The sequence below is a fragment of the Nostoc sp. UHCC 0302 genome, from assembly GCF_038096175.1.
GTDB lineage: Bacteria > Cyanobacteriota > Cyanobacteriia > Cyanobacteriales > Nostocaceae > UHCC-0302.
This window is the reverse complement of the sequence record NZ_CP151099.1, coordinates 6,460,122-6,482,151: the sequence shown is the minus strand read 5'-3', so window position 1 is coordinate 6,482,151 and position 22,030 is coordinate 6,460,122. Positions and strand designations below refer to the sequence as shown.

General features: G+C 42.4%; 19 protein-coding genes. 12 read left to right on the top strand and 7 right to left on the bottom strand.

What is annotated here, in order from left to right; all coding sequences use genetic code 11:
* Positions 1-18: 18 nt before the first annotated feature.
* The gene (locus WKK05_RS28020) at positions 19-366 is read right to left on the bottom strand and encodes a hypothetical protein (RefSeq protein ID WP_341526301.1); all 348 of its coding nucleotides are present in this window, start codon (positions 364-366) and stop codon (positions 19-21) included.
* 186 nt (positions 367-552) lie between these two features.
* Here WKK05_RS28020 and WKK05_RS28015 point away from each other — a divergent pair, with 186 nt between their 5' ends.
* From WKK05_RS28015 to WKK05_RS27995, 5 genes are all read left to right on the top strand, one after another.
* Complete coding sequence (locus tag WKK05_RS28015; RefSeq protein WP_341525064.1) at positions 553-1,494, top strand: IS982 family transposase; 942 nt, start codon at positions 553-555, stop codon at positions 1,492-1,494.
* 238 nt (positions 1,495-1,732) lie between these two features.
* Positions 1,733-2,260 (top strand): hypothetical protein, encoded by a 528-nt coding sequence (locus tag WKK05_RS28010; RefSeq protein ID WP_341526300.1) that lies wholly within the window; start codon positions 1,733-1,735, stop codon positions 2,258-2,260.
* A 137-nt stretch (positions 2,261-2,397) separates the two neighbouring features.
* Positions 2,398-3,552: an NAD-dependent epimerase/dehydratase family protein gene (locus tag WKK05_RS28005; RefSeq protein WP_341526299.1), complete on the top strand. Its 1,155-nt coding sequence runs from the start codon at positions 2,398-2,400 to the stop codon at positions 3,550-3,552.
* A 321-nt stretch (positions 3,553-3,873) separates the two neighbouring features.
* Positions 3,874-5,004, top strand: coding sequence for a glycosyltransferase family 1 protein (locus WKK05_RS28000; protein WP_341526298.1), 1,131 nt, complete (start codon positions 3,874-3,876; stop codon positions 5,002-5,004).
* A 102-nt stretch (positions 5,005-5,106) separates the two neighbouring features.
* Entirely contained in the window at positions 5,107-7,806 is a 2,700-nt protein-coding gene (locus WKK05_RS27995; protein ID WP_341526297.1) for a GAF domain-containing protein, read from the top strand.
* Between the two features lie 42 nt (positions 7,807-7,848).
* Here WKK05_RS27995 and WKK05_RS27990 read toward each other — a convergent pair whose 3' ends face one another.
* The gene (locus WKK05_RS27990) at positions 7,849-8,124 is read right to left on the bottom strand and encodes a hypothetical protein (protein ID WP_341526295.1); all 276 of its coding nucleotides are present in this window, start codon (positions 8,122-8,124) and stop codon (positions 7,849-7,851) included.
* Between the two features lie 780 nt (positions 8,125-8,904).
* On the opposite strand from WKK05_RS27990, the gene purC reads away from it, so the two are divergent.
* The 7 genes from purC (at position 8,905) to WKK05_RS27955 (ending at position 18,116) form a co-directional block, all read left to right on the top strand.
* Positions 8,905-9,642 carry a phosphoribosylaminoimidazolesuccinocarboxamide synthase gene (gene purC, locus WKK05_RS27985; RefSeq protein ID WP_341526294.1) on the top strand — a complete coding sequence of 246 codons (738 nt, stop codon included), beginning with the start codon at positions 8,905-8,907 and terminating at the stop codon, positions 9,640-9,642.
* Positions 9,643-9,895: 253 nt separating this feature from the next.
* Positions 9,896-12,520, top strand: coding sequence for a BamA/TamA family outer membrane protein (locus tag WKK05_RS27980; RefSeq protein ID WP_341526293.1), 2,625 nt, complete (start codon positions 9,896-9,898; stop codon positions 12,518-12,520).
* Between the two features lie 191 nt (positions 12,521-12,711).
* The gene (lpxC, locus tag WKK05_RS27975) at positions 12,712-13,566 is read left to right on the top strand and encodes a UDP-3-O-acyl-N-acetylglucosamine deacetylase (RefSeq protein ID WP_341526292.1); all 855 of its coding nucleotides are present in this window, start codon (positions 12,712-12,714) and stop codon (positions 13,564-13,566) included.
* A 184-nt stretch (positions 13,567-13,750) separates the two neighbouring features.
* Positions 13,751-14,281 (top strand): 3-hydroxyacyl-ACP dehydratase FabZ, encoded by a 531-nt coding sequence (fabZ, locus tag WKK05_RS27970; protein WP_341526291.1) that lies wholly within the window; start codon positions 13,751-13,753, stop codon positions 14,279-14,281.
* 276 nt (positions 14,282-14,557) lie between these two features.
* Positions 14,558-15,376 (top strand): acyl-ACP--UDP-N-acetylglucosamine O-acyltransferase, encoded by an 819-nt coding sequence (gene lpxA / locus WKK05_RS27965; protein WP_341531213.1) that lies wholly within the window; start codon positions 14,558-14,560, stop codon positions 15,374-15,376.
* Between the two features lie 237 nt (positions 15,377-15,613).
* Positions 15,614-16,783, top strand: coding sequence for a lipid-A-disaccharide synthase (gene lpxB / locus WKK05_RS27960; RefSeq protein ID WP_341526289.1), 1,170 nt, complete (start codon positions 15,614-15,616; stop codon positions 16,781-16,783).
* Between the two features lie 67 nt (positions 16,784-16,850).
* The gene (locus WKK05_RS27955) at positions 16,851-18,116 is read left to right on the top strand and encodes a DNA cytosine methyltransferase (RefSeq protein WP_341526288.1); all 1,266 of its coding nucleotides are present in this window, start codon (positions 16,851-16,853) and stop codon (positions 18,114-18,116) included.
* 18 nt (positions 18,117-18,134) lie between these two features.
* Here WKK05_RS27955 and WKK05_RS27950 read toward each other — a convergent pair whose 3' ends face one another.
* From WKK05_RS27950 to WKK05_RS27930, 5 genes are all read right to left on the bottom strand, one after another.
* Complete coding sequence (locus tag WKK05_RS27950; protein ID WP_341526287.1) at positions 18,135-19,100, bottom strand: aldo/keto reductase; 966 nt, start codon at positions 19,098-19,100, stop codon at positions 18,135-18,137.
* 43 nt (positions 19,101-19,143) lie between these two features.
* Positions 19,144-19,590 carry a PIN domain-containing protein gene (locus WKK05_RS27945; RefSeq protein WP_341526285.1) on the bottom strand — a complete coding sequence of 149 codons (447 nt, stop codon included), beginning with the start codon at positions 19,588-19,590 and terminating at the stop codon, positions 19,144-19,146.
* The gene (locus WKK05_RS27940; RefSeq protein ID WP_341526284.1) at positions 19,578-19,811 is read right to left on the bottom strand and encodes a hypothetical protein; all 234 of its coding nucleotides are present in this window, start codon (positions 19,809-19,811) and stop codon (positions 19,578-19,580) included. Before WKK05_RS27940 ends, WKK05_RS27945 begins: the two co-directional genes overlap by 13 nt.
* Before the next feature lie 365 nt (positions 19,812-20,176).
* Positions 20,177-21,274, bottom strand: a complete 1,098-nt coding sequence (locus tag WKK05_RS27935; protein WP_341526283.1) for a type IV pilin-like G/H family protein — start codon at positions 21,272-21,274, stop codon at positions 20,177-20,179.
* Positions 21,275-21,466: 192 nt separating this feature from the next.
* Positions 21,467-21,988 (bottom strand): hypothetical protein, encoded by a 522-nt coding sequence (locus WKK05_RS27930; RefSeq protein ID WP_341526282.1) that lies wholly within the window; start codon positions 21,986-21,988, stop codon positions 21,467-21,469.
* Positions 21,989-22,030 lie beyond the last annotated feature (42 nt).

Sequence of the window (22,030 nt, the reverse complement as noted above, 5' to 3'; positions counted from 1 at the left end):
TCTATTCATAATTCCTATCTAGCAAGGAACCAATTCTTCCTCACCCTTAGGATGGGTTTCATCCTGCTCCATCTCGCCAATGGGAAGATGCTCTTGACCGATGACTCCTGGTTGATTACCCAAAGCAACCAATTCCCCATCACGCAAAACTAGTGAACTCTCACAATTTGGACAGGAATAAAGCCTATGGGTTCGCCCGTATGAAGAATCTTCTATTTCTTCTACCAACTCCGAATTGGACAGATAAAAAACAAGGGCACGCTCTGCAAGTTCTGACATTGGTTCAGAATCGACTGCTGAACGAATCTTCAGTCTCTTGTGCAGTTCTGGCGATAGATACAATGTAACCTTTTGCTTAGCTTGCATATAACTCTTTAACGGTCTTACCCGGGTATGTATATCACGTTATCGGCTCCCCTATTAATTGTCAAGACGTTAAAACGCTATGACGCCTAATTTTTTACATTTATTTACAAAACTAGGGAGGCTAGGGAGACTAGGAGAGAATAACGCCTAATGTGAATTAGAAAAAAAGGCGGGAGAAGTAAGAAGATGAAAGTTACCAGACTTTTAACTCAGACTTCCCCCATGACTAGCATAGACTTTGGAACATTAATTACAACAATATTTGTAGTAGTCGATGATTGGTATCAAAAGCAAGTAAAAAATGAAACTTTGATAAAACCGGGTGCGAAGACGAGAATGAGTGATAGCGAAATCATGACACTAGCATTGGTCATGGATTATCTACCATTTCCCGGAGAAACACAATTTCTTGGTTTCATCAGGGGAAATTACAAGCAATGGTTTCCAAATTTACTCGACCAGAGTCAATTTAATCGGCGGTTACGCAAATTAGATGGGATGTTAGAGAACTTACGCCGCAGTTGGGTAGAGCAATTGGTTGAAGGAAGTGAAAAATATTTCCTTCTCGATACTAAACCGTTACCAGTATTAGGACTCAAACGAGACAAGCGATATAGTGACTTTGCCGGAAACGCTGCCCCTGGTCGATGTGCTGCTAGAGAAATGAGTTATTTTGGCTACAAGCTAGTAATGCTATCAACGTGGAATGGAATTGCCGTTGCTTATGACATAGTACCTGCTAATACTGATGAAAGAATTGCCGCTGATGCTGTTTTAGAGATGGTTCAGCACAGCGATATTTACGCAGATAAAGGCTTTATTTCTGCCGACTGGCAAGCTGCCATCGCTCGCCGCACTGGTAATCGTATCTGGACAAACAAGCGCGATAACCAGCATCTTCAACATTCTCATGCTTTGAAACGTTTTATTAGTCGTGTTCGCCAACGCGTTGAAGGTGTTTTTCACGAAATTCAAAATACTGGCCGTAATCCCGAACGCCTACTTAATAAAACTGTTGATGGCTTTTGTGTACATATTGCTGCCAAAGTTGCATCTCACACACTACGTCTATTGCTTCGCCGCCGTTTTGGCATCAATGTTCTCACTTTTCAGTCTCAACCTATTTAATTCACATTAGGCGTGAATAATAACTTGTAACTGCTGCCTTATAGGCTTATAGCACTTGTCATACAAATCATATCTGTTCTACTGTGTATCAAACTATTCACTGACTTTAGCTATGTATAAAACGGTGAATTGGTTTTGACTAGATTGCATTTAAAATCAATAGCTAACCTCTTACTCGCCCATATGTTGTCTTTCTGGGATTTCTACAAAATCATTGACTTTGGCAAAAGGTGTAACAATGACGACTGCTGCCGTTAAAACTCGTGGTTTTGGAGGCAAAATTTATACTTTTGCTTCTGGCGTTAGCGGAACTATTGCTCTGTTGATGATGCTGTGTGGATGTGTAACTGGTTTTAACGCTGGAACTCTTACATGGAAGACATATAGTAATTACCGATATGGCTTTGAGTTTCCATATCCCAGTAACTGGACTGCTTTAGCAGCTCCAGAAAACGGTGATGGAATTGCATTGGTTTCGCCGGAAAGCAACTCTGTGGAAATTCGGGGTTGGGCGAGTAATCAGTTACCGGATTCGACGACAGACAAGGAGGCAATTAAAAAGATAAATTCTAACTTTCAGACTACCCAAGGGGTATCTGGGATGCTGGTTGTGGAAGTTAATCAACAGGTAAGTTCCATGACACTTACATTAACTCAAGGTCAAGTGAACTACTACTGGCAGGGGCGAAGCGAGAGCAAAAAATTTAAGGATTATTACCGTTTCTTTTATTACATTGCACAGCAGTATCGAATTCCAAAGTCTTAAATGTTCAGGCAGGAGTTAGGAGTTATGCTTCTCCCCGTGTCTCCCTTGCCCTTGTTCCAAGATTTCCCCCAGAATGATGATTGATAAGGGACACAAACCTGATAGATTTAGCTATCAGCGAGTAAAAACTGGTTAAGATGAAAGTCCTGGTTATTGGTGGCGATGGGTATTGCGGTTGGGCAACTGCTCTTTACCTTTCCAATCGAGGTTATGAAGTTGGAATTTTAGATAGTTTGGTGCGGCGGCACTGGGATAATGAACTGGGTGTCGAAACTCTTACTCCGATCGCACCAATTCAACAACGCCTCCAGCGCTGGCAAGATTTGACTGGCAAAGCTATAGACCTTTTCATCGGGGATATTACTAATTACGAGTTTCTCCAGAAAACCTTGCACAAATTCCAGCCAAACGCCATAGTGCATTTTGGTGAACAGCGTTCGGCTCCATTTTCGATGATCGACCGCGAACACGCGGTTTTGACGCAGGTGAATAACGTTGTTGGGACGTTGAACTTGCTGTATGCTATGCGAGAAGATTTCCCAGACTGCCACTTGGTGAAGTTGGGGACAATGGGTGAATACGGTACACCTAACATCGACATCGAAGAAGGGTATATCACCATTGAACACAATGGGCGTAAAGACACCTTACCTTATCCTAAGCAACCTGGTTCAATGTATCACTTGAGCAAGGTGCATGATAGTCATAACATTCACTTTGCTTGCCGGATTTGGGGATTACGAGCAACCGATTTAAATCAAGGTGTGGTTTACGGCGTCTTAACCGAAGAAACGGGAATGGACGAACTGCTGATTAATCGCCTAGATTACGATGGCGTATTTGGTACAGCACTGAACCGTTTCTGCATTCAAGCAGCGATCGCACATCCTCTCACTGTCTACGGTAAAGGTGGACAAACTCGCGGATTTTTAGATATTCGTGATACAGTGCGATGTGTTGAATTAGCGATCGCTAACCCTGCTGAAGCTGGAGAATTCCGCGTATTTAACCAATTTACTGAACAATTCAGTGTTGGTGACTTAGCGGCACTGGTAAAAAAAGCTGGTAATGCGATGGGATTGAACGTAGAAATCAATCACCTAGATAATCCCAGAGTTGAAAAGGAAGAACATTACTTCAACGCTAAAAACACCAAATTGCTTGATTTAGGCTTACAGCCACACTTTCTCTCTGATTCTTTACTTGATTCTCTGTTAAACTTTGCGATCAAGTATCAGAAACGAGTTGATAATAAACAAATTCTCCCCAAAGTCTCTTGGCATAGAAATTAGGGTATAGGCTGCGTGCAGCTCATAACAAAACCCTATTTAACTTAACTGAGTTGCTGACTTAAAACTGGTCGCCGTATTTTAGCCCAATATGACGACCAGTTAATTGTTTTTTATTAGGCGTCTGCATTCTCGTGCAAATAGTTCCACCAGCATAGCTGCCTTCTTTAACAGGCATATAATCTAGCTATTAGTAGGTTTGTCGCTTTTTCCGTTTATTTTGACCCTACAGAATTGATTACATCACGGTAGACAGTTTAATCTTTGATTAATAGCCAAATCCACAAGAAACTGGGATTATCCGCCTGTACTGAATAGTTTTTTATGAGAATTGCCCTATTTACCGAAACCTTTTTACCAAAGGTTGACGGCATTGTAACGCGTCTGCGCCACACTGTAGACCATCTACAACGTCATGGCGACCAAGTACTGGTAGTTGCGCCGGAAGGCGGCATCACTGAACACAAAGGAGCGAAAGTTTACGGCGTCACTGGCTTTCCTCTGCCATTGTATCCAGAATTGAAGATGTCATTACCCCGCCCAGCCATTGGCTACGCTTTAGAAGAGTTTCAGCCAGATATCATTCATGTTGTAAATCCGGCAGTTTTGGGTTTATCTGGGATATTTTATAGCAAAATTCTCAAAATCCCCTTGGTAGCTTCTTACCATACGCATTTACCCCAATATCTCCAGCATTACGGTTTAGGGATGCTTGAAGGGCTGCTTTGGGAATTGCTCAAAGGCGCTCATAATCAAGCAGCATTGAACCTATGTACCTCTACAGCGATGGTGGAAGAACTAACAACACACGGCATCGAACGGGTAGACTTGTGGCAACGTGGAGTAGATACAGAATTATTTCAGCCTGATTTAGCTAGTCTGGAGATGCGATCGCGTTTATCACAAAATCATCCTGAAAGTCCCTTACTGCTTTACGTTGGGCGTCTTTCTGCTGAAAAAGAAATTGAGCGCATCAAACCAATTTTACAAGCAATTCCCGAAGCCCGATTAGCATTGGTAGGCGATGGGCCACACCGCCAAGCGCTGCAAAAACACTTTGCTGGTACAAATACCAATTTTGTGGGATATCTCATGGGGCGAGAATTGGGTTCTGCCTTTGCTAGCGCTGATGCCTTTATTTTTCCTTCCCGTACAGAAACTTTAGGATTAGTATTATTAGAAGCAATGGCAGCTGGGTGTCCAGTCGTAGCAGCTCGTTCTGGAGGAATTCCTGATATTGTCACAGACGGGGTAAATGGATATCTTTTTGATCCTAAAGCAGATATTCAAGAAGCAATTTCTGCTACCATCCGCCTCTTACAACAGAAACAACAACGAGATACCATCCGTCAAAATGCTCGCAGTGAAGCAGAAAAGTGGGGATGGGCAGCAGCCACGCGCCAGCTACAAAATTATTATCAAAAGGTGATATTTTCTGAAAAATTGACCAAATAGGGAAGGGAGTACTGAGTGCTGAGTGCTGATTTAAGAGTTATTATTCTCTCTCTAGTCCCCAGTCCCTAGCCCCCAGCTCCCAGTCCCCAATCTAAAATTTCCATGACACTCCCCAATCCAGGTAGCGTCTTGGCTACATTAACTGAACTTACTCAAGTTAATCGTACTCATACCCTACTGCGTCGCGTTAAAGAATTATCTGTTAATGAATTTGTTTGCTTACTAGATTTCATTACGGCTGAGTTCCAGCAATTTCTCAGAGCTATTGAGTTAATCAATAATGAAGCTCTAGAAACTATGTTGGAAAAGGTACTAGAAGCAATCACACTCAAAATTGGTCAAATTCTTCAAGCAGAACACACAGCCATTTTTTTAGTTGACAACGACAAAAGTCAACTGTGGTCAAAAGTTCCCCAGGACAAAACCCAAAGATTTTTAGAAATTCGCACTCCCATCACCGTTGGTATCCCAGGTCATGTTGCGAGTACAGGCCAATATCTGAATATATCTGAAATCTCTAATCATCCCCTATTTAGCCCAGAATTGGAAAAACAACTGGGGTATAAGACTCGCAATATTTTATGTATGCCTGTTGTGAGTAGCAAAAATCAGATTGTAGCAGTAGTACAACTGGCCAATAAAGCTGGAAATAATCCGTTTGATCACGATGATGAAGAGCGTTTTCGAGACTTTGCTGCTTCTATTGGTATTATCCTCGAAACTTGTCAATCTTTCTATGTAGCAGCTCGTAATCAGCGGGGAGCAACGGCTCTGTTGCGGGCGACTCAGACACTGGGGCAAAGTCTAGATTTAGAAGCAACTTTGCAAATTGTCATGGAGCAAGCGCGGATTCTTATGCAAGCAGACCGTAGCACGCTGTTTTTGTATCGGAAAGAAATGAATGAACTCTGGACAAAGGTTGCAGCGGCAGATGGTACAAACTTGATTGAAATCCGCATTCCTACTAACCGTGGCATTGCTGGCTACGTAGCCTCAACTGGTGAAGCATTAAATATCGCCGATGCCTACAAAGACCCCCGCTTTGACCCGTCCACAGATAGAAAGACTGGATATGTCACCCGCAATATCTTGTGTTTACCAGTGTTTAATTCTGCCAATGAATTAATTGGGGTAACGCAATTAATTAATAAGCAACAAGGCAGTTTTACTGCCTCTGACGAAGAGTTTATGCGGGCTTTTAATATCCAAGCTGGAATTGCCTTGGAAAATGCCCGGCTATTTGAAAATGTGTTGTTAGAAAAACAGTATCAAAAAGACATTTTACAAAGTCTATCGGATGCTGTAATTTCGACAGATATGATAGGGCAGATTGTCACGATTAATGACGCAGCATTAGAGTTGCTGGGTTGTCCTCTCAGAGATGCTAATACTAAAAACAACAAGCTTTTTTGGGAACACAATTTGATTGGCCGTTTAGTTTGGGAGGTAGTGCCAATTGAAAATCTACAACTGCGGTTAGAAGATAGTTTAAAAACTGGGGCTAAACATTATGTACCAGAACAAACTTTAACAGTAGGACTGTATCAATTTTTCCCTCCTGAGTCTAAAGCAACGAGTGAAACTCAGGATTCAGCCGTTAGGAATTTCAGTTGTTATTATCCTCCTGGCTTCAACAACTCAACAGAACCAACAGCAGTTGCTATCTCCTTGAAAGAGGCTGAGCGAGCAACAGAGGTTCCCTCGGCTATTCAGTACCCAATTCTAGCAGTGCGCGATCGCAATAACCCAGATGTTTTTATTCCCTGGAATTTACCCTTAACTCCCCAATCTGACTTTCTCAGTTCTAATCAAGTGCAAAAATTAGAACGCAGCATTAATCTAACTGTTAATCCTCTAACTAACCCAGAAGGGGGAGCCAGAGGTGGTTTGGTCGTTTTGGAAGATATTAGCCAGGAAAAACGCCTGAAAACTACTATGTCTCGATACCTAACACCCCATGTAGCAGAGCAAGTTTTGGCATTGGGTGAAGATGCTTTAATGGGCGGGGAACGCAAGGAAGTCACCATCTTGTTTTCTGATATCCGAGGCTACACAACGCTGACAGAAAATATTGGTGCAGCTGAGGTAGTATCCTTGCTCAATCAGTATTTTGAAACGATGGTGGAGGCTGTTTTTAACTATGAAGGCACTTTGGATAAGTTTATTGGCGATGCTTTAATGGCGGTATTTGGTGCGCCACTACCACTTACAGAAAATCATGCTTGGAGGGCGGTGCAATCGGCATTAGATATGCGTCACCGCTTGGAGGAATTTAACCAGCGGCAAATTATTCAGGCGCAGCCACAAATTCAAATTGGCATTGGAATTAGTTCTGGAGAAGTAGTTTCAGGAAATATCGGTTCCCGCAAACGGATGGACTATACCGTAATTGGGGATAGTGTGAATTTGAGTTCGCGCTTAGAAGCAGTAACTAAAGAATATGGATGCGACATTCTTTTAAGCGAATTTACTTACCAAATGTGCAGCGATCGCATTTGGACGCGGCAGTTAGATAAAATTCGAGTCAAGGGGAAACATCAGGCTGTAAATATTTATGAGCTAATTGGCGATCGTACTACTCCTTTAGATGCCAATACTCAAGAATTTTTGTCTCATTACCACGCTGGACGTTCTGCTTACATAGCGCGTGACTTCTCACAAGCAATTTCCTACTTTGAAACTGCTAAACGCATCCGACCGACAGACCAAGCTGTCGATATCCATCTACAACGAGCTCATAATTACCAACAAACGCCGCCTCCAGAATCTTGGGATGGTGTTTGGACAATGAGCGCCAAGTAGTTAACAATCAAGAGTTATTTTCCTCTTTACCTGCCTAACTTCTTACTCTTCACTATTAGTATCGTTACTTTGAAACGGGTCTTCGCCAATTTTCAGTTGTTTTTTAGTGCGTTTCAACTGTTTCCACAGATTCTTGATTTGTTCGTAAGCTTCACCTGGAGGCAATTTTCCACCTGTTTCTAAATTGCAGATGTAGCTGACTCGCTGGGCAAATTCCTGTAGATTCGCATTAAAAACTAAGTTTTCAGGCTTTACCTGACCATAGTAGCGACCACGAGGATAGAGAAAATCATCTTTGTCCACTATTTTTTTCTCCATTTATTAAACTCCTACTTTTGTTTTAATTTCTAAAGCTGAATCACAACCTAGTCTGATTCTCTCTTTTAAAAAACAGAAACATTTCTTTACATTACTTGGTAAAGCAATTGTTTTGGGCAGTCTGCGAACTGCGATCGCTTCCATCGGACACTATTGTGATATGCAAGAGAAGTTAAATCATTGAACCACTATCCTGGCAAGGTTGTGGCAGAACTGGTTGATTATGATTTTGAGACTAGAAAATAAAGCTTAAATACTCACAGTACAAGTTTTGCAAAAAATCTACTGTAAAAATGATCACCGAGGATAGCTTACTTCCTCCTATTTCACTACACTAAATTCATTTTAAATTACGAAATTGTAGTAATTGTAATTGCCTTTGCCTTACACTCACTTCAATTCAGCATATTTACTTAAGCGTATCTTTCGAAACTTATTTTACCCTTATATATTGATAAAGCTTTATGGTAAAAAAAGATACATAATAATTTCCATAGTAAAATACATTAGGGATATTTGTCTTCTGTTAAAGGTTAGATATTATTATGAAGTTTTTATAAGTAACTATGTGACTAAAAATTTTAGACTGAAAATTTTCGATACAAGATTTTTCGGTTCATACACCACCCACACACCCTTATGCTGGGGTCAATTCAAACAAAATTGTTGGACTAATGGGTCTTAACTTGTCACTGCCGCCCAATGGTTAATCACAAAAGATAAAATGGTTAAGCCTGAAAGCGCAAAAGCTGCTCATCGCTCAGAACTTTACCTGCTACCATGTCTGTTAATTCCAAGCTATACGAAGGCAAAGCCAAAATTCTCTATACAACAGACGATCCAGAAGTCTTGTTGGCTGATTTCAAAGATGATGCGACTGCATTTAACGCCCAAAAGCGTGGCAGCATTCAAGGAAAAGGAAAAATTAATTGTATTATTTCCAGCAAGCTATTTGAGCAGTTGGAAGCACATGGTATCAAAACTCACTTTATTGCTAACCCTGCTCCAAATCAGATGCGGGTAAGAGCAGTAAACATTTTGCCCTTAGAAGTAGTTGTCAGAAACATTGCCGCTGGGAGTCTGTGTCAGCAAACAGGATTGCCACTGGGTACCGTTCTGAAAAAACCTTTGGTAGAGTTTTATTACAAAAACGATGAATTGGGAGATCCATTACTAACAAGCGATCGCTTGTACCTGATGGAACTAGCAACCCCGGAACAAGTAGATGCCATTACACATCTAGCACTACAAATTAACGAGTTTCTGAGGGGTTTTTGGCAACGGTGCAGTATTACCCTAGTGGATTTCAAACTAGAGTTTGGTCTGGACTCACAACAGCAGTTGCTCTTGGCAGATGAAATTAGCCCCGACACCTGCCGTTTGTGGGATATAGCAGAAGGTGACTCTAACCGCCGAGTCCTCGACAAAGACCGCTTCCGTCGAGATTTAGGGAATGTAGAAAATGCCTACCAGGAGGTCTTACAAAGAGTAATAAAAGCAGTAGAGACTAAAAATTAAGTGGCAAAAATAAATTAAACTCGTGTGGATTGTCGTTAGTCATTTGTCACTTATCCAAATAATACATAGCAAAATCAAAAGTCCGGATGAAAAATACTTGACTAATGGCTAATGAACGCTACTTACTTCTCCCAAAAAGAGACGCTGTGCGAACAACGGGGGGAACCCTCCGCTCTAAATTCTCTCCGCAACGTAGTGGCTCCCAATGACTAATTTGTGATGGTGTGTGGTCGTGAAGAGGAATCCAAATAAAATGCGTTTATCCCCCGTATTGGTGGCAGCAGTTGCAATTGCAGCCCCTTTGGGCGGTTCAATGAGTGCAAATGCACAAACCGCTGACGATTTCAAACAGACAACAGAGGTTTTTACACTAGAAACGAATCAGCAGCCAGAAAAAGACACGGGTCAAGTTGAATCTACCGAAAATGTGCAGTCTTTCCCCAACTCAACAGTAGTTCTACAGTCAAAATATCTCCAGCCTCCATTTGGCAAAGTATTAAAAGTCAACTCAGCAACAATGGCGTCACCAAAAGCAGTATTACCATTGGTGACGCCAATTCCTGTACAAACTCCCCAAATAAAGTCAAAGCTTACTCAACTACAGCCCTCTCCCACTCCAGAAACTACACCTCCAAGTAATCAACAAACACCTTCCCCCACTCCTAGCACAACCCCACCCGCAGCGGCCCCTGCATTTCCCACAACTCCAGGAACTACTCAACCCAACGCCGCCCCAGAAATTACACCTCCAACTAATCAACAAATACCTTCTCCAACTCCTAGCACAACTCCAGGAGGGGAGAATGTTAACCCACCCGCAGCGGCCCCTGCATTTCCCACAACTCCAGGAACTACTCAACCCAACGCTGCCCCAGAAGTTACACCTCCAAGTAATCAACAAATACCTTCTCCAACTCCTAGCACAACTCCAGGCAGGGAGAATGTTAACCCACCCGCAGCAGCACCTGCATTCCCAACAACTCCAGGAACTACTCAACCCAACGCTACCCCAGAAGCGGCTGAACCACGTGTACTGGTGTCAGAAGTAGTTATCGTTCCTCAAACAGGGCAAATCACACCGGAACTGGAAAATCAAGTTTACCGAGTCATACGTACGCAACCAGGGCGGACGACAACCCGTTCTCAACTGCAAGAGGATATCAACGCCATCTTTGGCACTGGCTTTTTCTCTAACGTCCAAGCACAGCCAGAAGATACCCCTTTGGGAGTGCGAGTCAGCTTTATCGTGCAGCCCAACCCCGTCTTGACTAAGGTACAAGTCCAAGCTAATCCTGGCACTGGCGTTGCTTCGGTATTACCAGCTAATACTGTCGATGAAATTTTTCGTAATCAGTATGGCAGAATCCTCAACCTGCGTGATTTGCAAGAGAGCATCAAGCTGTTAACCAAGCGTTATCAAGACCAAGGTTACGTATTGGCAAACGTAATTGGAGCGCCGCAAGTAGCTGAAAACGGAGTTGTGACACTACAAGTAGCAGAAGGGGTAGTGGAGAATATTAGAGTCCGATTCCGCAATAAAGAGGGTCAGGAGACAGACGAAAAGGGACAACCAATTCGCGGGCGGACTCAAGAGTATATTATTACACGAGAAGTGGAGTTGAAACCAGGACAAGTATTCAACCGCAACACGGTGCAAAAAGACCTACAGCGGGTATATGGGCTGGGATTATTTGAAGATGTAAATGTCTCTCTTGACCCTGGTACAGACCCCAGCAAAGTGGATGTAGTGTTAAATGTGGCTGAGCGTAGCAGTGGTTCTATTGCCGCTGGGGCAGGGATTAGTTCTGCCAGTGGCCTATTTGGTACTGTTAGCTATCAGCAGCAAAACTTGAATGGCAGGAACCAAAAACTAGGGGCAGAAGTGCAGGTGGGAGAACGGGAACTGCTATTTGATTTGCGGTTTACAGACCCCTGGATTGCAGGCGACCCGTACCGGACTTCTTACACAGCCAATATTTTTCGCCGCAGTTCGATTTCCTTAATTTTTGATGGCGACAATCGCGATATTAGAACCTTTGAGAACGGGCAAACAGATGAAGGCGATCGCCCCCGTGTTCTGCGTTTAGGTGGCGGTGTCACCTTTACCCGTCCCCTTTCCGGCAATCCTTACGAAAGATCAGAATGGACGGCTTCAGCAGGTTTGCAGTATCAACGAGTTTCCACCCGTGATGCCGATGGCAACCTGAGAAAGAGAGGGGCATTATACGATCAAGATGGAAATCTCATCCTCAAAGATGGAAATGTCCAAACAACTCCACTAACTTTATCTGATTCAGGTCAAGACGATTTACTACTAGTCCAACTAGGGGTACAGCGCGATCGGCGTAATAACCCGTTGCAACCCACCAGTGGTTCTTATCTCCGCTTCGGGGTCGATCAATCAGTGCCAGTAGGATTAGGCAGCATTTTTCTCACTAGATTGCGGGGTAGCTATAGCCAATATGTACCCGTCAGTTTTATTAACCTCAGCAAAGGGCCACAAACCCTAGCATTTAACTTGCAAGGGGGAACAATCCTTGGTGATTTACCTCCTTATGAAGCCTTTACCCTCGGTGGTAGCAACTCCGTCCGAGGTTATGAAGAAGGGGCTTTGAGTAGTGCGCGGACTTATGTGCAGGCAACAGTTGAGTATCGGTTCCCAGTTTTTTCAGTGGTCAGTGGCGCACTATTTGTAGATGTTGGCAGTGACCTGGGAAGTAGTACCCAAGCGGCTGATTTGCTGAAGAAAAACGGTAGTGGCTACGGCTATGGTCTCGGTGTGCGCGTGCAATCTCCACTAGGGCCAATTCGTATTGACTATGGTATCAATGACGATGGTGATAGCCGCATCAATTTTGGTATTGGTGAAAGGTTTTAAGTTAGTCAAGAGTCAAAAGTCAAAAGTCAAGATTTAGACTTTTGACTCTTGACCTCTAGTAGCTTGCTAATTTTCACATTTACCTCAATACTATTCCGGTAAAGGGAGTAGTTACATTTTTAGGGTATATCAGGGATTCTGCCATAACTAACTATGAACAATACTAAACAAAATATATTGGCTTTCCGCGTATGCAACAGCACACTTTAGCTGCGGAAATCACCCAGACAGGAGTGGGGCTGCATAGCGGTGTGACTACCCGTGTGCGGATATTACCAGCTGAGGCGGGAAGAGGACGCTACTTTGTGCGGGTGGATTTGCCAGATTTACCAATTATTCCAGCCCAAGTTGCAGCAGTTAGCCAGACTGTTCTGTCGACTCAGCTGGGTAAAGGTGAAACGTGCGTTTGCACGGTAGAGCATTTGTTGGCATCGCTGGTGGGTATGAGTGTGGATAACGCCCGCATTGAAATTGATGGGCCAGAAGTCCCGCTTTTAGATGGTTCAGCCGGGGTGTGGACAGCCAATATCGCTGAAGTTGGTTTAGTATCACAAACAGCCACCACCAATGAAATTACCTTAAATATTGATGCACCAATATGGGTCTATCAAGGTGATGCCTTTGTTTGTGCCTTACCAACATTAGAAACCCGCTTTAGTTACGGTATTGACTTCGACCTACCCGCTATTGGTAATCAATGGCACAGCTGGTCACCATCTGCCGATTTAGAGAATGCTTCTGCTAGCTTTGCTGCGGAAATTGCCCCTGCCCGTACCTTTGGTTTGCTGCATCAAATTGAACATTTACAGCAGTCAGGGTTAATCAAAGGTGGCAGCTTGGATAATGCACTTGTTTGTGGGTCTGAAGGTTGGCTAAATCCACCATTAAGATTTGCAAATGAGCCAGTACGTCATAAAATCTTGGATTTAGTAGGAGATTTAAGTTTACTGGGTACTTTTCCCAAAGCTCATTTCTTAGCGTATAAAGCCAGCCATAATTTACACATTCAACTGGCTCAGAAAATTTTAGATTTGGCAGAAAGTTAAGCCAATCATGTCAGCAGGTTTGCCGACTTGAGCGAACTGGTGTGCCAGGGGGGTTTACCTCTGTCGCAAACTTTCCAAAACGGATTTTAGATTTTGGATTCGCTCTAAAGTATAAAATTTGATCGTATCAAAAGTTTCAATATACGCCACTCAACTCCCAGATTAAAAATCAACCACACTGCTAATGTCAATTCTCACTGAAGTTAATAGCACCGACACTTTGGCGCCAGCATCTACCGAACAACAACCCACTAATGAAAGTACAACCACATCTGAGATTAAAACGACTCTGACATCTGAAGAAATTCAGCAATTGCTACCCCACCGCTATCCATTTTTACTTGTAGATCGGATTATTGACTACGTACCACAGAAACTAGCTGTAGGCATTAAAAATGTCACCGTCAACGAACCCCATTTTCAAGGACATTTTCCAGGACGACCATTGATGCCAGGAGTGCTAATTGTAGAAGCAATGGCACAGGTTGGGGGAATTGTCTTAAAACAACTGCCAGGGTTTGAAGACGGACTGTTCGTTTTTGCTGGTATCGATAAAGTCCGCTTCCGCCGCCAAGTAGTACCAGGAGATCAGCTGGTAATGACCGTGGAACTGTTATGGGTAAAACAACGTCGTTTCGCTCGGATGCAAGCCCGTACTGAAGTTGACGGCAAGATTGCTACTGAAGGCGAATTGATGTTTTCTCTGATTAACTAAAATTTTGTTAGCGCGGTAAGGGTGCAACCGTGATGCGCCCTCACTAAATCCTGCAAAGGACAGCAGTAAAACAAACTACCCACAAGAGCATTTTATAATTTCTTGATTTTCGACGCCCTCTCTTCTCCTAACGGAGACCAAGGCGAACACACTTAACTTGCTTGGCCCGACACTTTTGATCGCTGAATACTCACACAATTCAGTAACGCTAGTCGCCTCAACTCTGTCAACTAGAGCGCGGTGCTAGCTCATAAAGACAGTTCTGGAGATTCACCCTTGAAGACGCTTATTCATCCAACTGCTGTAGTTCATCCTAACTCGGAACTCCATCCAACGGTGCAAGTCGGTGCTTATGCTGTGATTGGAGCGCATGTCAAAGTGGGTGCTGAAACAATAATTGGCGCTCATGTAGTGCTTGAAGGCCCTTGTGAAATTGGAGTGGGAAATCAGATTTTCACAGGTGCAGCTATCGGCATGGAACCCCAGGATCTAAAATTTGTGGGAGAACCTACCTGGGTCAAAATTGGTGACAACAACTTAATTCGTGAGTACGTTACTATTAACCGCGCCACTGGTGCTGGTGAAGCAACGGTAATTGGGGATGGCAATTTGCTAATGGCTTACGTTCATGTGGCTCATAACTGCGTGATTGAAGATCATGTAGTAATTGCCAACTCTGTAGCGTTAGCAGGTCATGTCCACATAGAGTCACGCGCTAGGCTAAGCGGGGTTTTGGGTGTCCATCAATTTGTACATATTGGTAGACACGCAATGGTAGGAGGCATGGCTCGTATTGACCGGGATGTGCCGCCATATATGCTAGTTGAGGGAAATCCGTCGCGGATACGCACCCTCAACCTTGTAGGACTCAAACGTTCTGGTATGGACTCAGGCGACCTGCAAATCCTGAAGAAAGCCTTCCGCATTCTCTACCGTTCTAACTTAACCTTTAAGGACGCCTTGGAACAGCTGGAACTGCTGGGAGATAGTAAAGAATTACAGTACCTGCGTCGCTTCCTACTACTTTCTCAGATGCCAGGACGGCGTGGCTTGACTCCAGGAAAGAGTAAATTCGGCGTGAGTGATGAGTCGTGAATAGTAAGTTAGGAGTAGAGACGCGATTAATCGCGTCTGTACAAGAGTTAAGAGTAGAGACGCGATTAATCGCGTCTGTACAGAAAATAGATTAAATTTTTAACTACTCACTCTTGACTTCTAATTAGCTAATTAACTCCTAAGTATTAATTCCTGATTATTGGCTCTTAACTCTTAACTTATCACTACTCACTCTTAACTTTTAATTACTAATTTTTACTATCTATCAATTATAAAATGCGGATATTTATCAGCACTGGCGAAGTATCTGGTGATTTGCAAGGGTCGCTGCTAATTAAAGCGCTGAAGCGTCAAGCCACTGCTGCAAACTTGGAATTAGACATTTTGGCTCTAGGGGGCGAAAAAATGGTAGAGGCAGGGGCAACTCTGCTGGGCAATACTAGTGGCATCGGCTCAATGGGTCTTCTAGAAAGCTTGCCTTATATTTTGCCCACTCTCCAGGTGCAGCGAAAGGCGATCGCTTCTCTAAAACAAAATCCACCTGACTTAGTGGTGCTGATTGACTACATGGGGCCTAATATCGGCATTGGCACTTATATGCAACAGCATTTACCACAAGTGCCTGTGCTGTATTATATTGCTCCCCAAGAGTGGGTATGGTCAGTCAATGTACGTAACACTGCCAGAATAGTTAGCTTTACACACAAGCTGTTGGCAATCTTCCCAGAAGAAGCCCGTTACTTTCGCGACAAAGGCGCAAAAGTAACTTGGGTGGGGCATCCTTTAGTTGACCATATGCAAAATGCTCCGAGTCGCCAAGCAGCCCGTGAAAAATTGGGAATTACGCCCGAACAGATAGCGATCGCTCTCCTCCCTGCTTCTCGCCATCAAGAATTAAAATATCTTTTACCAGTTATTTTTCAAGCTGCTCAAACTATTCAAGCCAAATTACCCGAAGTTCATTTTTGGATTCCTCTGTCTTTGGAAATTTATAGACAACCAATCGAGGAGGCAATTAGGCGTTACGATCTGCGAGCGACAGTCGTATCAAGTCAACAAAAAGAAGTTTTTGCCGCAGCTGATTTCGCTATCACTAAATCTGGCACTGTCAACCTGGAACTTGCTTTGTTAAACGTGCCGCAAGTTGTAGCTTACCGCTTGCATCCGATTACTGTTTGGTTTGCCAGGAAAATCCTTAAAGGTTCTATACCCTTCGCTTCGCCAGCCAACTTAGTTGTGATGAAAGAGATTGTGCCAGAGTTCTTACAAGAGCAAGCCACACCAGAGAATATCACTCAAGCAGCAATGGAATTACTACTCAATCCTGACCGCAGACAGCAAACTTTGGTAGATTATGAGGAAATGCGGCAGTGTTTAGGAGAAGTAGGCGTATGCGATCGCGCTGCTCAAGAGATTTTGCAGATGCTACCGGGGGCTGGGAACTAGGGGCTGGGGACTGGGAACTAGGAATTAGTAAATAATTGTCCTAAGTTCCAACCTATTTAGAGGTGTGATGGCTCATGAGATGAGAAAGCAAAGACCGATCGCAGTTGATTTGTTCGCAGGCGCTGGCGGTATGACCCTCGGCTTTGAACAAGCTGGTTTTGATGTGCTAGCAGCCGTAGAAATTGACCCTATCCACTGTGCAATCCATGAGTTTAACTTCCCTTTTTGCTCAGTGTTATGTAAAAGTGTTGTTGAAACAACAGGGGAAGAGATTAGAAACCGATCTGAAATTGGCGATCGCGAAATTGATGCAGTAATTTGTGGTTCACCATGTCAAGGTTTTTCACTAATTGGTAAACGCGCTTTTGATGACCCACGGAACTCTTTGGTATTTCACTTTCATCGGTTGGTTTTAGAACTACAACCGAAATTTTTTGTGATGGAAAATGTCCGAGGTATCACAGTTGGGGAACATAAACAAATTCTCAAAACTTTGATTAGCGAGTTTAAAATTCATGGCTATCAGGTTGAAGAAAATTATCAAGTTTTAAATGCTGCTCGTTACGGCGTACCACAGTCCCGTGAAAGATTATTTCTTTTGGGAGCAAGGAAGGATGTAGAGTTACCGAAATATCCTCTACCAATTACTAAACCAGCTCAACCAAATGATTCGACACGAGAAAATTTATCTGTGCTTCCAGATAGCCCAACTGTTTGGGAGGCGATTGGAGATATACCTGAAGTAGAAAAATACTCAGATTTACTCAAGCAGGATTGGGTAGTAGCAGAGTACGGTAAGCCTAGTAATTACGCTCTTAAACTTCGCCGCATCAGCACTTTAGTAGATGATTATTCCTATGAGCGTGAATTCGATTCCCGAATTCTCTCTTCAAGTTTACGTACAAAACATTCAAGCGAAACTATTCAACGCTTTGCTGCTACAACCCAGGGAGAAAGAGAGCCAATTAGCCGTTTTCATAAATTACATCCTGCTGGTGTTTGTAACACTTTAAGAGCAGGAACAGATATGTATAAAGGTTCTTTCACATCTCCTAGACCAATTCATCCATTTACACCCCGATGTATTACAGTTAGGGAGGCGGCAAGACTGCATTCTTACCCTGACTGGTTTAGATTTCATGTGACTAAATGGCACGGATTTCGGCAAGTCGGCAACTCTGTACCGCCACTATTAGCAAAGGCTGTAGCAACAGAGATTGTTCGTAGATTAAATATATTACCTTTTAAGGCGAGTTTCCGGCAGCAATTGGGAGACGAAAAATTACTACAATTGCAGATGTTACAAGCTGCACAACGCTATTCTAAATACTAGCTGTAATATCTACTTACATTAATGCCAAGCACGGAAAAATGTACTATCTTCCCAGATACTAGCAGTTTGTTCGGCGATCGCAGCCAATTCTTTCTCATTAAGGGGTTGAAAAGCACGCGCTATCTTGACGTTACCCTCTAATTGTGCAACTGTTTCAGCCGCAATCACGCAACAATGAACTCCAGGCTGAGACAAAGCATATCCTAAAGCTTGCTGCATACCTCTTAACCCACCTGATTTAAAAAGCCGACCGTAAGCCGGGACTTTCATCGCAATCACACCAACATTTTTTTCTTGAGCAACTGGTAAAACTACAGGAATGAAGGGTTGCGGGTGGTGTTTGTCAGCGGCATTAATAGGAATTAGTGTAGTGTGGAAAGGATAGCGTCGCAAACCTTCAGCAATCACTTGCGGATCATGATGTCCGGTAATACCTGCGAACCGCACAAGTTTCTGCTGTCTTGCTTCTTCAAAAGCTTTAATTGCCCCAGACTTACTAAAGATGGTATCAAGTTCTTCGGTAAAAGAGACATGATGCAACTGCCACAAATCGAGATAATCTGTATTGAGACGTTTAAGCGATCGCTCTAATTCTCGCCATGCACCATCACGGTCTCTTTTATCTGTCTTGCTCGTTAAGAATATCTTTGAGCGGTGTGCTGGTAAGACTTTGCCTAAATAATCTTCACTTGGCCCATAACTAGCTGCCGTATCAAAGTAGCGGATGCCAAGTTCGAGTGCTTTTTGAATCATTTCTACAGCCTCACGCTCTTTTCCTTCCGTGGATAAGGGCGTTTGTCCTGCACCTCCCAACCCGAAGATAGGCACTTTTACTTCCGTACGTCCCAGAACTCTTTCTGGCATTGTTGCTGGCGGTGAAGCGGTGTTGGTGGCATTTTGTTGCAAACTAGTAGTTGCCATAATACCTCCAGCAGTTGCAACGGTGGTAATCAAGAAATTGCGCCGCGTCTGTTTTTCTGTCATGACTGGCTTTGAGGGCGAAATTGCTTTGCTTCTTGTATCCTAACTAAGAAGAATTAATTCGTGAAAGTAAAATTACTGATAGGCCAGGGACACTCTCAAAGCGCTGGTCATTAGTTAAAAAAGTAGAGCATTGAGTCAGCAGTGCTGTTGCTGCGTGGATAGCATCAGGTAACTTAATCTTGACAACGGCACGGAGTTTAGCAGCTTCAATTAAAACTTGACGACTGACAGGAACCACTATTAAATTTTGTGAATTGTTAATGGCCTGTTTGTAAGTTGTTTGTTGGGCTAAGTCCTGATTTTGGAATGGTTTTACTAATGCTTCAGCAAGTGACAATTCACTTGTTACAGCACTCAAATTGCCTTGCTCAATACTTTGGAATAGCTGAGTTAAATCTTGGATAAACTCTGGATATCCTTCTAAAGCATAAATCCAGATATTGGTATCGAGGTAAACTAGCTTGCCTTGAATAGTATCTAGGATTCCCATGTATCCCGTTCTTGGCGAACAAAGTTATCAACTTCCTGTGGAGTGGTAAAAGTACCTTTCGCAGCTCCTATAAAGCTGGTTAGAGGCTTTTGAGGCTGCTGTTGGGTTGATTCTATAAGTACTATCACTTCTACAGTTGCGCCTGCTGGAAGTTCTGGGGAACAGATTTCTACTACACCACCAGTTTTGACTATCGTTTTTTGCTTGAATCCATTAAGCATAATAATTTATTCCTTATTTACATGAATTGCCTCACTGCTTGATATTCTAGGCAATCTAGGCATAGCTAACCTCTATACTGGTTACAAACCTGGGACTAGTATCAGTATCAGATAAAGGACATTCTTCTAAATATAATCTTGTTGCTTCTTTGAGATTAGCAATAGCCTCTTCAATTGTTTCGCCTTGAGCAACTGTCCCAACTTAAGGACACTCAGCAACATACATATCTTCTTCTTTATCGAAGAATGATAGTAAAAGTTTTGCTCTTAATAGTATATTATTTTCTTGATTAATATTTAAAGTTGAGTGATCGCACTTTTTTCTAGCTTATCTTTTAGTAGCGATAGCTTGAGTTTTGTGAATCTTAATCAACTTCAGACAAACCAGCAGGACAGACTGGCTGTTTTACATTAAGTTGTGGCGATTTTGGAGATATTTTCGATGGTGCATTTGTTTCGCACCTAACTGCAACTGTAGTAGTTTCGCCATTTTCTAGGACTAAAAAAACGGCTCCTACATAACTTTTTAGTTCATCAATTTTAGCGGTGGCTGTTACAAAGGAGCTACTTGAGTCTGTAGTAATGTTGTAAACGTAGTTTTCAGTTTCTAATTTTAAACTCAGCCCCAGTTCTTCAATTGTGTTAGCAAAAGTCATTTTTTCGAGATAGTTAGCCTGTTGTGCGCGATTGATAGAGCCTATACCAATCTTGGCTAGAAGTTGGGTTGACTGTAACAACGATTCTTTCGCTTCAACCTTCAGTTTTTCGCTATTTTCTCTAATCTTTGCTTTTGTAGCTGGTCGCTTAAAAATAACTTCGTAGAGTCCTCGGCTGGAAGACCCTTCACCAGAAATCGCTCTTCGAGCCGAAGTTAATTCCCAACCCTCAGCTCCTATGCGATGCATAGCAGCATCAAATGCTGCGTCATCAATGCTCTCGACCTTATATTCCCATAAGGTTGGTCTAGATTTGTTATTAATAAATAAGTTAGCAGTTAAAGTTAGAAAAATACTTAGTAAAAGAATTATATTTATAACTTCTCTTGCATCCTTAACTACCCTTAAAAAGCTTGTTAATCTATCTATTATGGATATTTTATTTTTAGATTTGTGGCTAGTGACAGGTAAACTATTGATGAATTCTAGTTGCTCCTGTTGCACTGTAAGATCAGATTTTATCTCAAACGATTCTCGCCATACTGAAGTGTTATTCCCAGATACTCGACCATGTATTACTACCCGCTTAATTACTTCAGCTTTTAATTCTGTTATACCCTTACAAATGAAATCAACTAAAAATGATTGTTCTGGGACATTCTCTGATTCTGCAATTACCATAAAACAACCAGATGTTAGATTAGTTTTTACTTTAATACCCTTGGGTTGTAATTGACGGTTCATTAGAGATGCGATCGCTTGTGCATCTCCTTGTTTAGCAAGTTCCAAAAGATTCGGCTGTGTCATAACTAATAAATGTAAAAGCCTGAGTAGATATTGTCTATCTCAGGATTCCCCATTTAAAAGCTAAATTAACATTATTAAAACTTTTTAAGCTATCTTTTCAATATTTAGATAGACTTATGTTAAGTCGTAGATGACTCAATATTACGAATATAAATGTTAGATTAAAACTTTTACCATAGAACATTTCACATATTAGCGTTCTTTTGTAATTACAGAGCTACCGTTACTAATACAGACTTTTTTAATACAAGCGTAATTACAAGATGAAAAAATATCAGTTGACATCTTATCTGCAATAATTTCAAAATCTTTGGTTGTTAATTCTCGTGCAGTATCACCACTTAAGTTAATAGCAATAGTTAGCCCATGAGGATTTGTGGAAGGCTGTTCATCATCTACATATTTTGATTCAGTGTTTACTATCCCTAAATAAAATTTTTGTTTCCAAGCGGGGAACTCTTCACCAGTTTGTCGTGCGGAAACTTCTACTACTTCAATAGATGCAGCACCTAAACCAGTTATTCCTTTTTGAACAAACGCAACCAAAGCTTGCTGATTTAGCATTTGAGTAGATTCCAGCATTACCTGTAAGCAAGCATCTTTAAAGGCAACTGTGGCGGTGATACCCCTGGGTTGTAGTTGGCGGTTAATTAGAGATGCGATCGCCTCTGTATCTCCCTGTTTAGCAAGTTGCAGAATATTAGTCTGTGTCATAACCAATAAAAGAAGAAAGCTGAGAAAATAATTTTCTATACT

What these genes read in the sequence shown, in the direction of transcription:
- WKK05_RS28020 (WP_341526301.1), bottom strand. Translation starts at nt 366, where the DNA reads ATGCAAGCTAAGCAAAAGGTTACATTGTATCTATCGCCAGAACTGCAC.
- WKK05_RS28015 (WP_341525064.1), top strand. Translation starts at nt 553, where the DNA reads ATGAAAGTTACCAGACTTTTAACTCAGACTTCCCCCATGACTAGCATA.
- WKK05_RS28010 (WP_341526300.1), top strand. Translation starts at nt 1,733, where the DNA reads ATGACGACTGCTGCCGTTAAAACTCGTGGTTTTGGAGGCAAAATTTAT.
- WKK05_RS28005 (WP_341526299.1), top strand. Translation starts at nt 2,398, where the DNA reads ATGAAAGTCCTGGTTATTGGTGGCGATGGGTATTGCGGTTGGGCAACT.
- WKK05_RS28000 (WP_341526298.1), top strand. Translation starts at nt 3,874, where the DNA reads ATGAGAATTGCCCTATTTACCGAAACCTTTTTACCAAAGGTTGACGGC.
- WKK05_RS27995 (WP_341526297.1), top strand. Translation starts at nt 5,107, where the DNA reads ATGACACTCCCCAATCCAGGTAGCGTCTTGGCTACATTAACTGAACTT.
- WKK05_RS27990 (WP_341526295.1), bottom strand. Translation starts at nt 8,124, where the DNA reads ATGGAGAAAAAAATAGTGGACAAAGATGATTTTCTCTATCCTCGTGGT.
- purC (WP_341526294.1), top strand. Translation starts at nt 8,905, where the DNA reads ATGTCTGTTAATTCCAAGCTATACGAAGGCAAAGCCAAAATTCTCTAT.
- WKK05_RS27980 (WP_341526293.1), top strand. Translation starts at nt 9,896, where the DNA reads ATGCGTTTATCCCCCGTATTGGTGGCAGCAGTTGCAATTGCAGCCCCT.
- lpxC (WP_341526292.1), top strand. Translation starts at nt 12,712, where the DNA reads ATGCAACAGCACACTTTAGCTGCGGAAATCACCCAGACAGGAGTGGGG.
- fabZ (WP_341526291.1), top strand. Translation starts at nt 13,751, where the DNA reads ATGTCAATTCTCACTGAAGTTAATAGCACCGACACTTTGGCGCCAGCA.
- lpxB (WP_341526289.1), top strand. Translation starts at nt 15,614, where the DNA reads ATGCGGATATTTATCAGCACTGGCGAAGTATCTGGTGATTTGCAAGGG.
- WKK05_RS27955 (WP_341526288.1), top strand. Translation starts at nt 16,851, where the DNA reads ATGGCTCATGAGATGAGAAAGCAAAGACCGATCGCAGTTGATTTGTTC.
- WKK05_RS27950 (WP_341526287.1), bottom strand. Translation starts at nt 19,100, where the DNA reads ATGACAGAAAAACAGACGCGGCGCAATTTCTTGATTACCACCGTTGCA.
- WKK05_RS27945 (WP_341526285.1), bottom strand. Translation starts at nt 19,590, where the DNA reads ATGGGAATCCTAGATACTATTCAAGGCAAGCTAGTTTACCTCGATACC.
- WKK05_RS27940 (WP_341526284.1), bottom strand. Translation starts at nt 19,811, where the DNA reads ATGCTTAATGGATTCAAGCAAAAAACGATAGTCAAAACTGGTGGTGTA.
- WKK05_RS27935 (WP_341526283.1), bottom strand. Translation starts at nt 21,274, where the DNA reads ATGACACAGCCGAATCTTTTGGAACTTGCTAAACAAGGAGATGCACAA.
- WKK05_RS27930 (WP_341526282.1), bottom strand. Translation starts at nt 21,988, where the DNA reads ATGACACAGACTAATATTCTGCAACTTGCTAAACAGGGAGATACAGAG.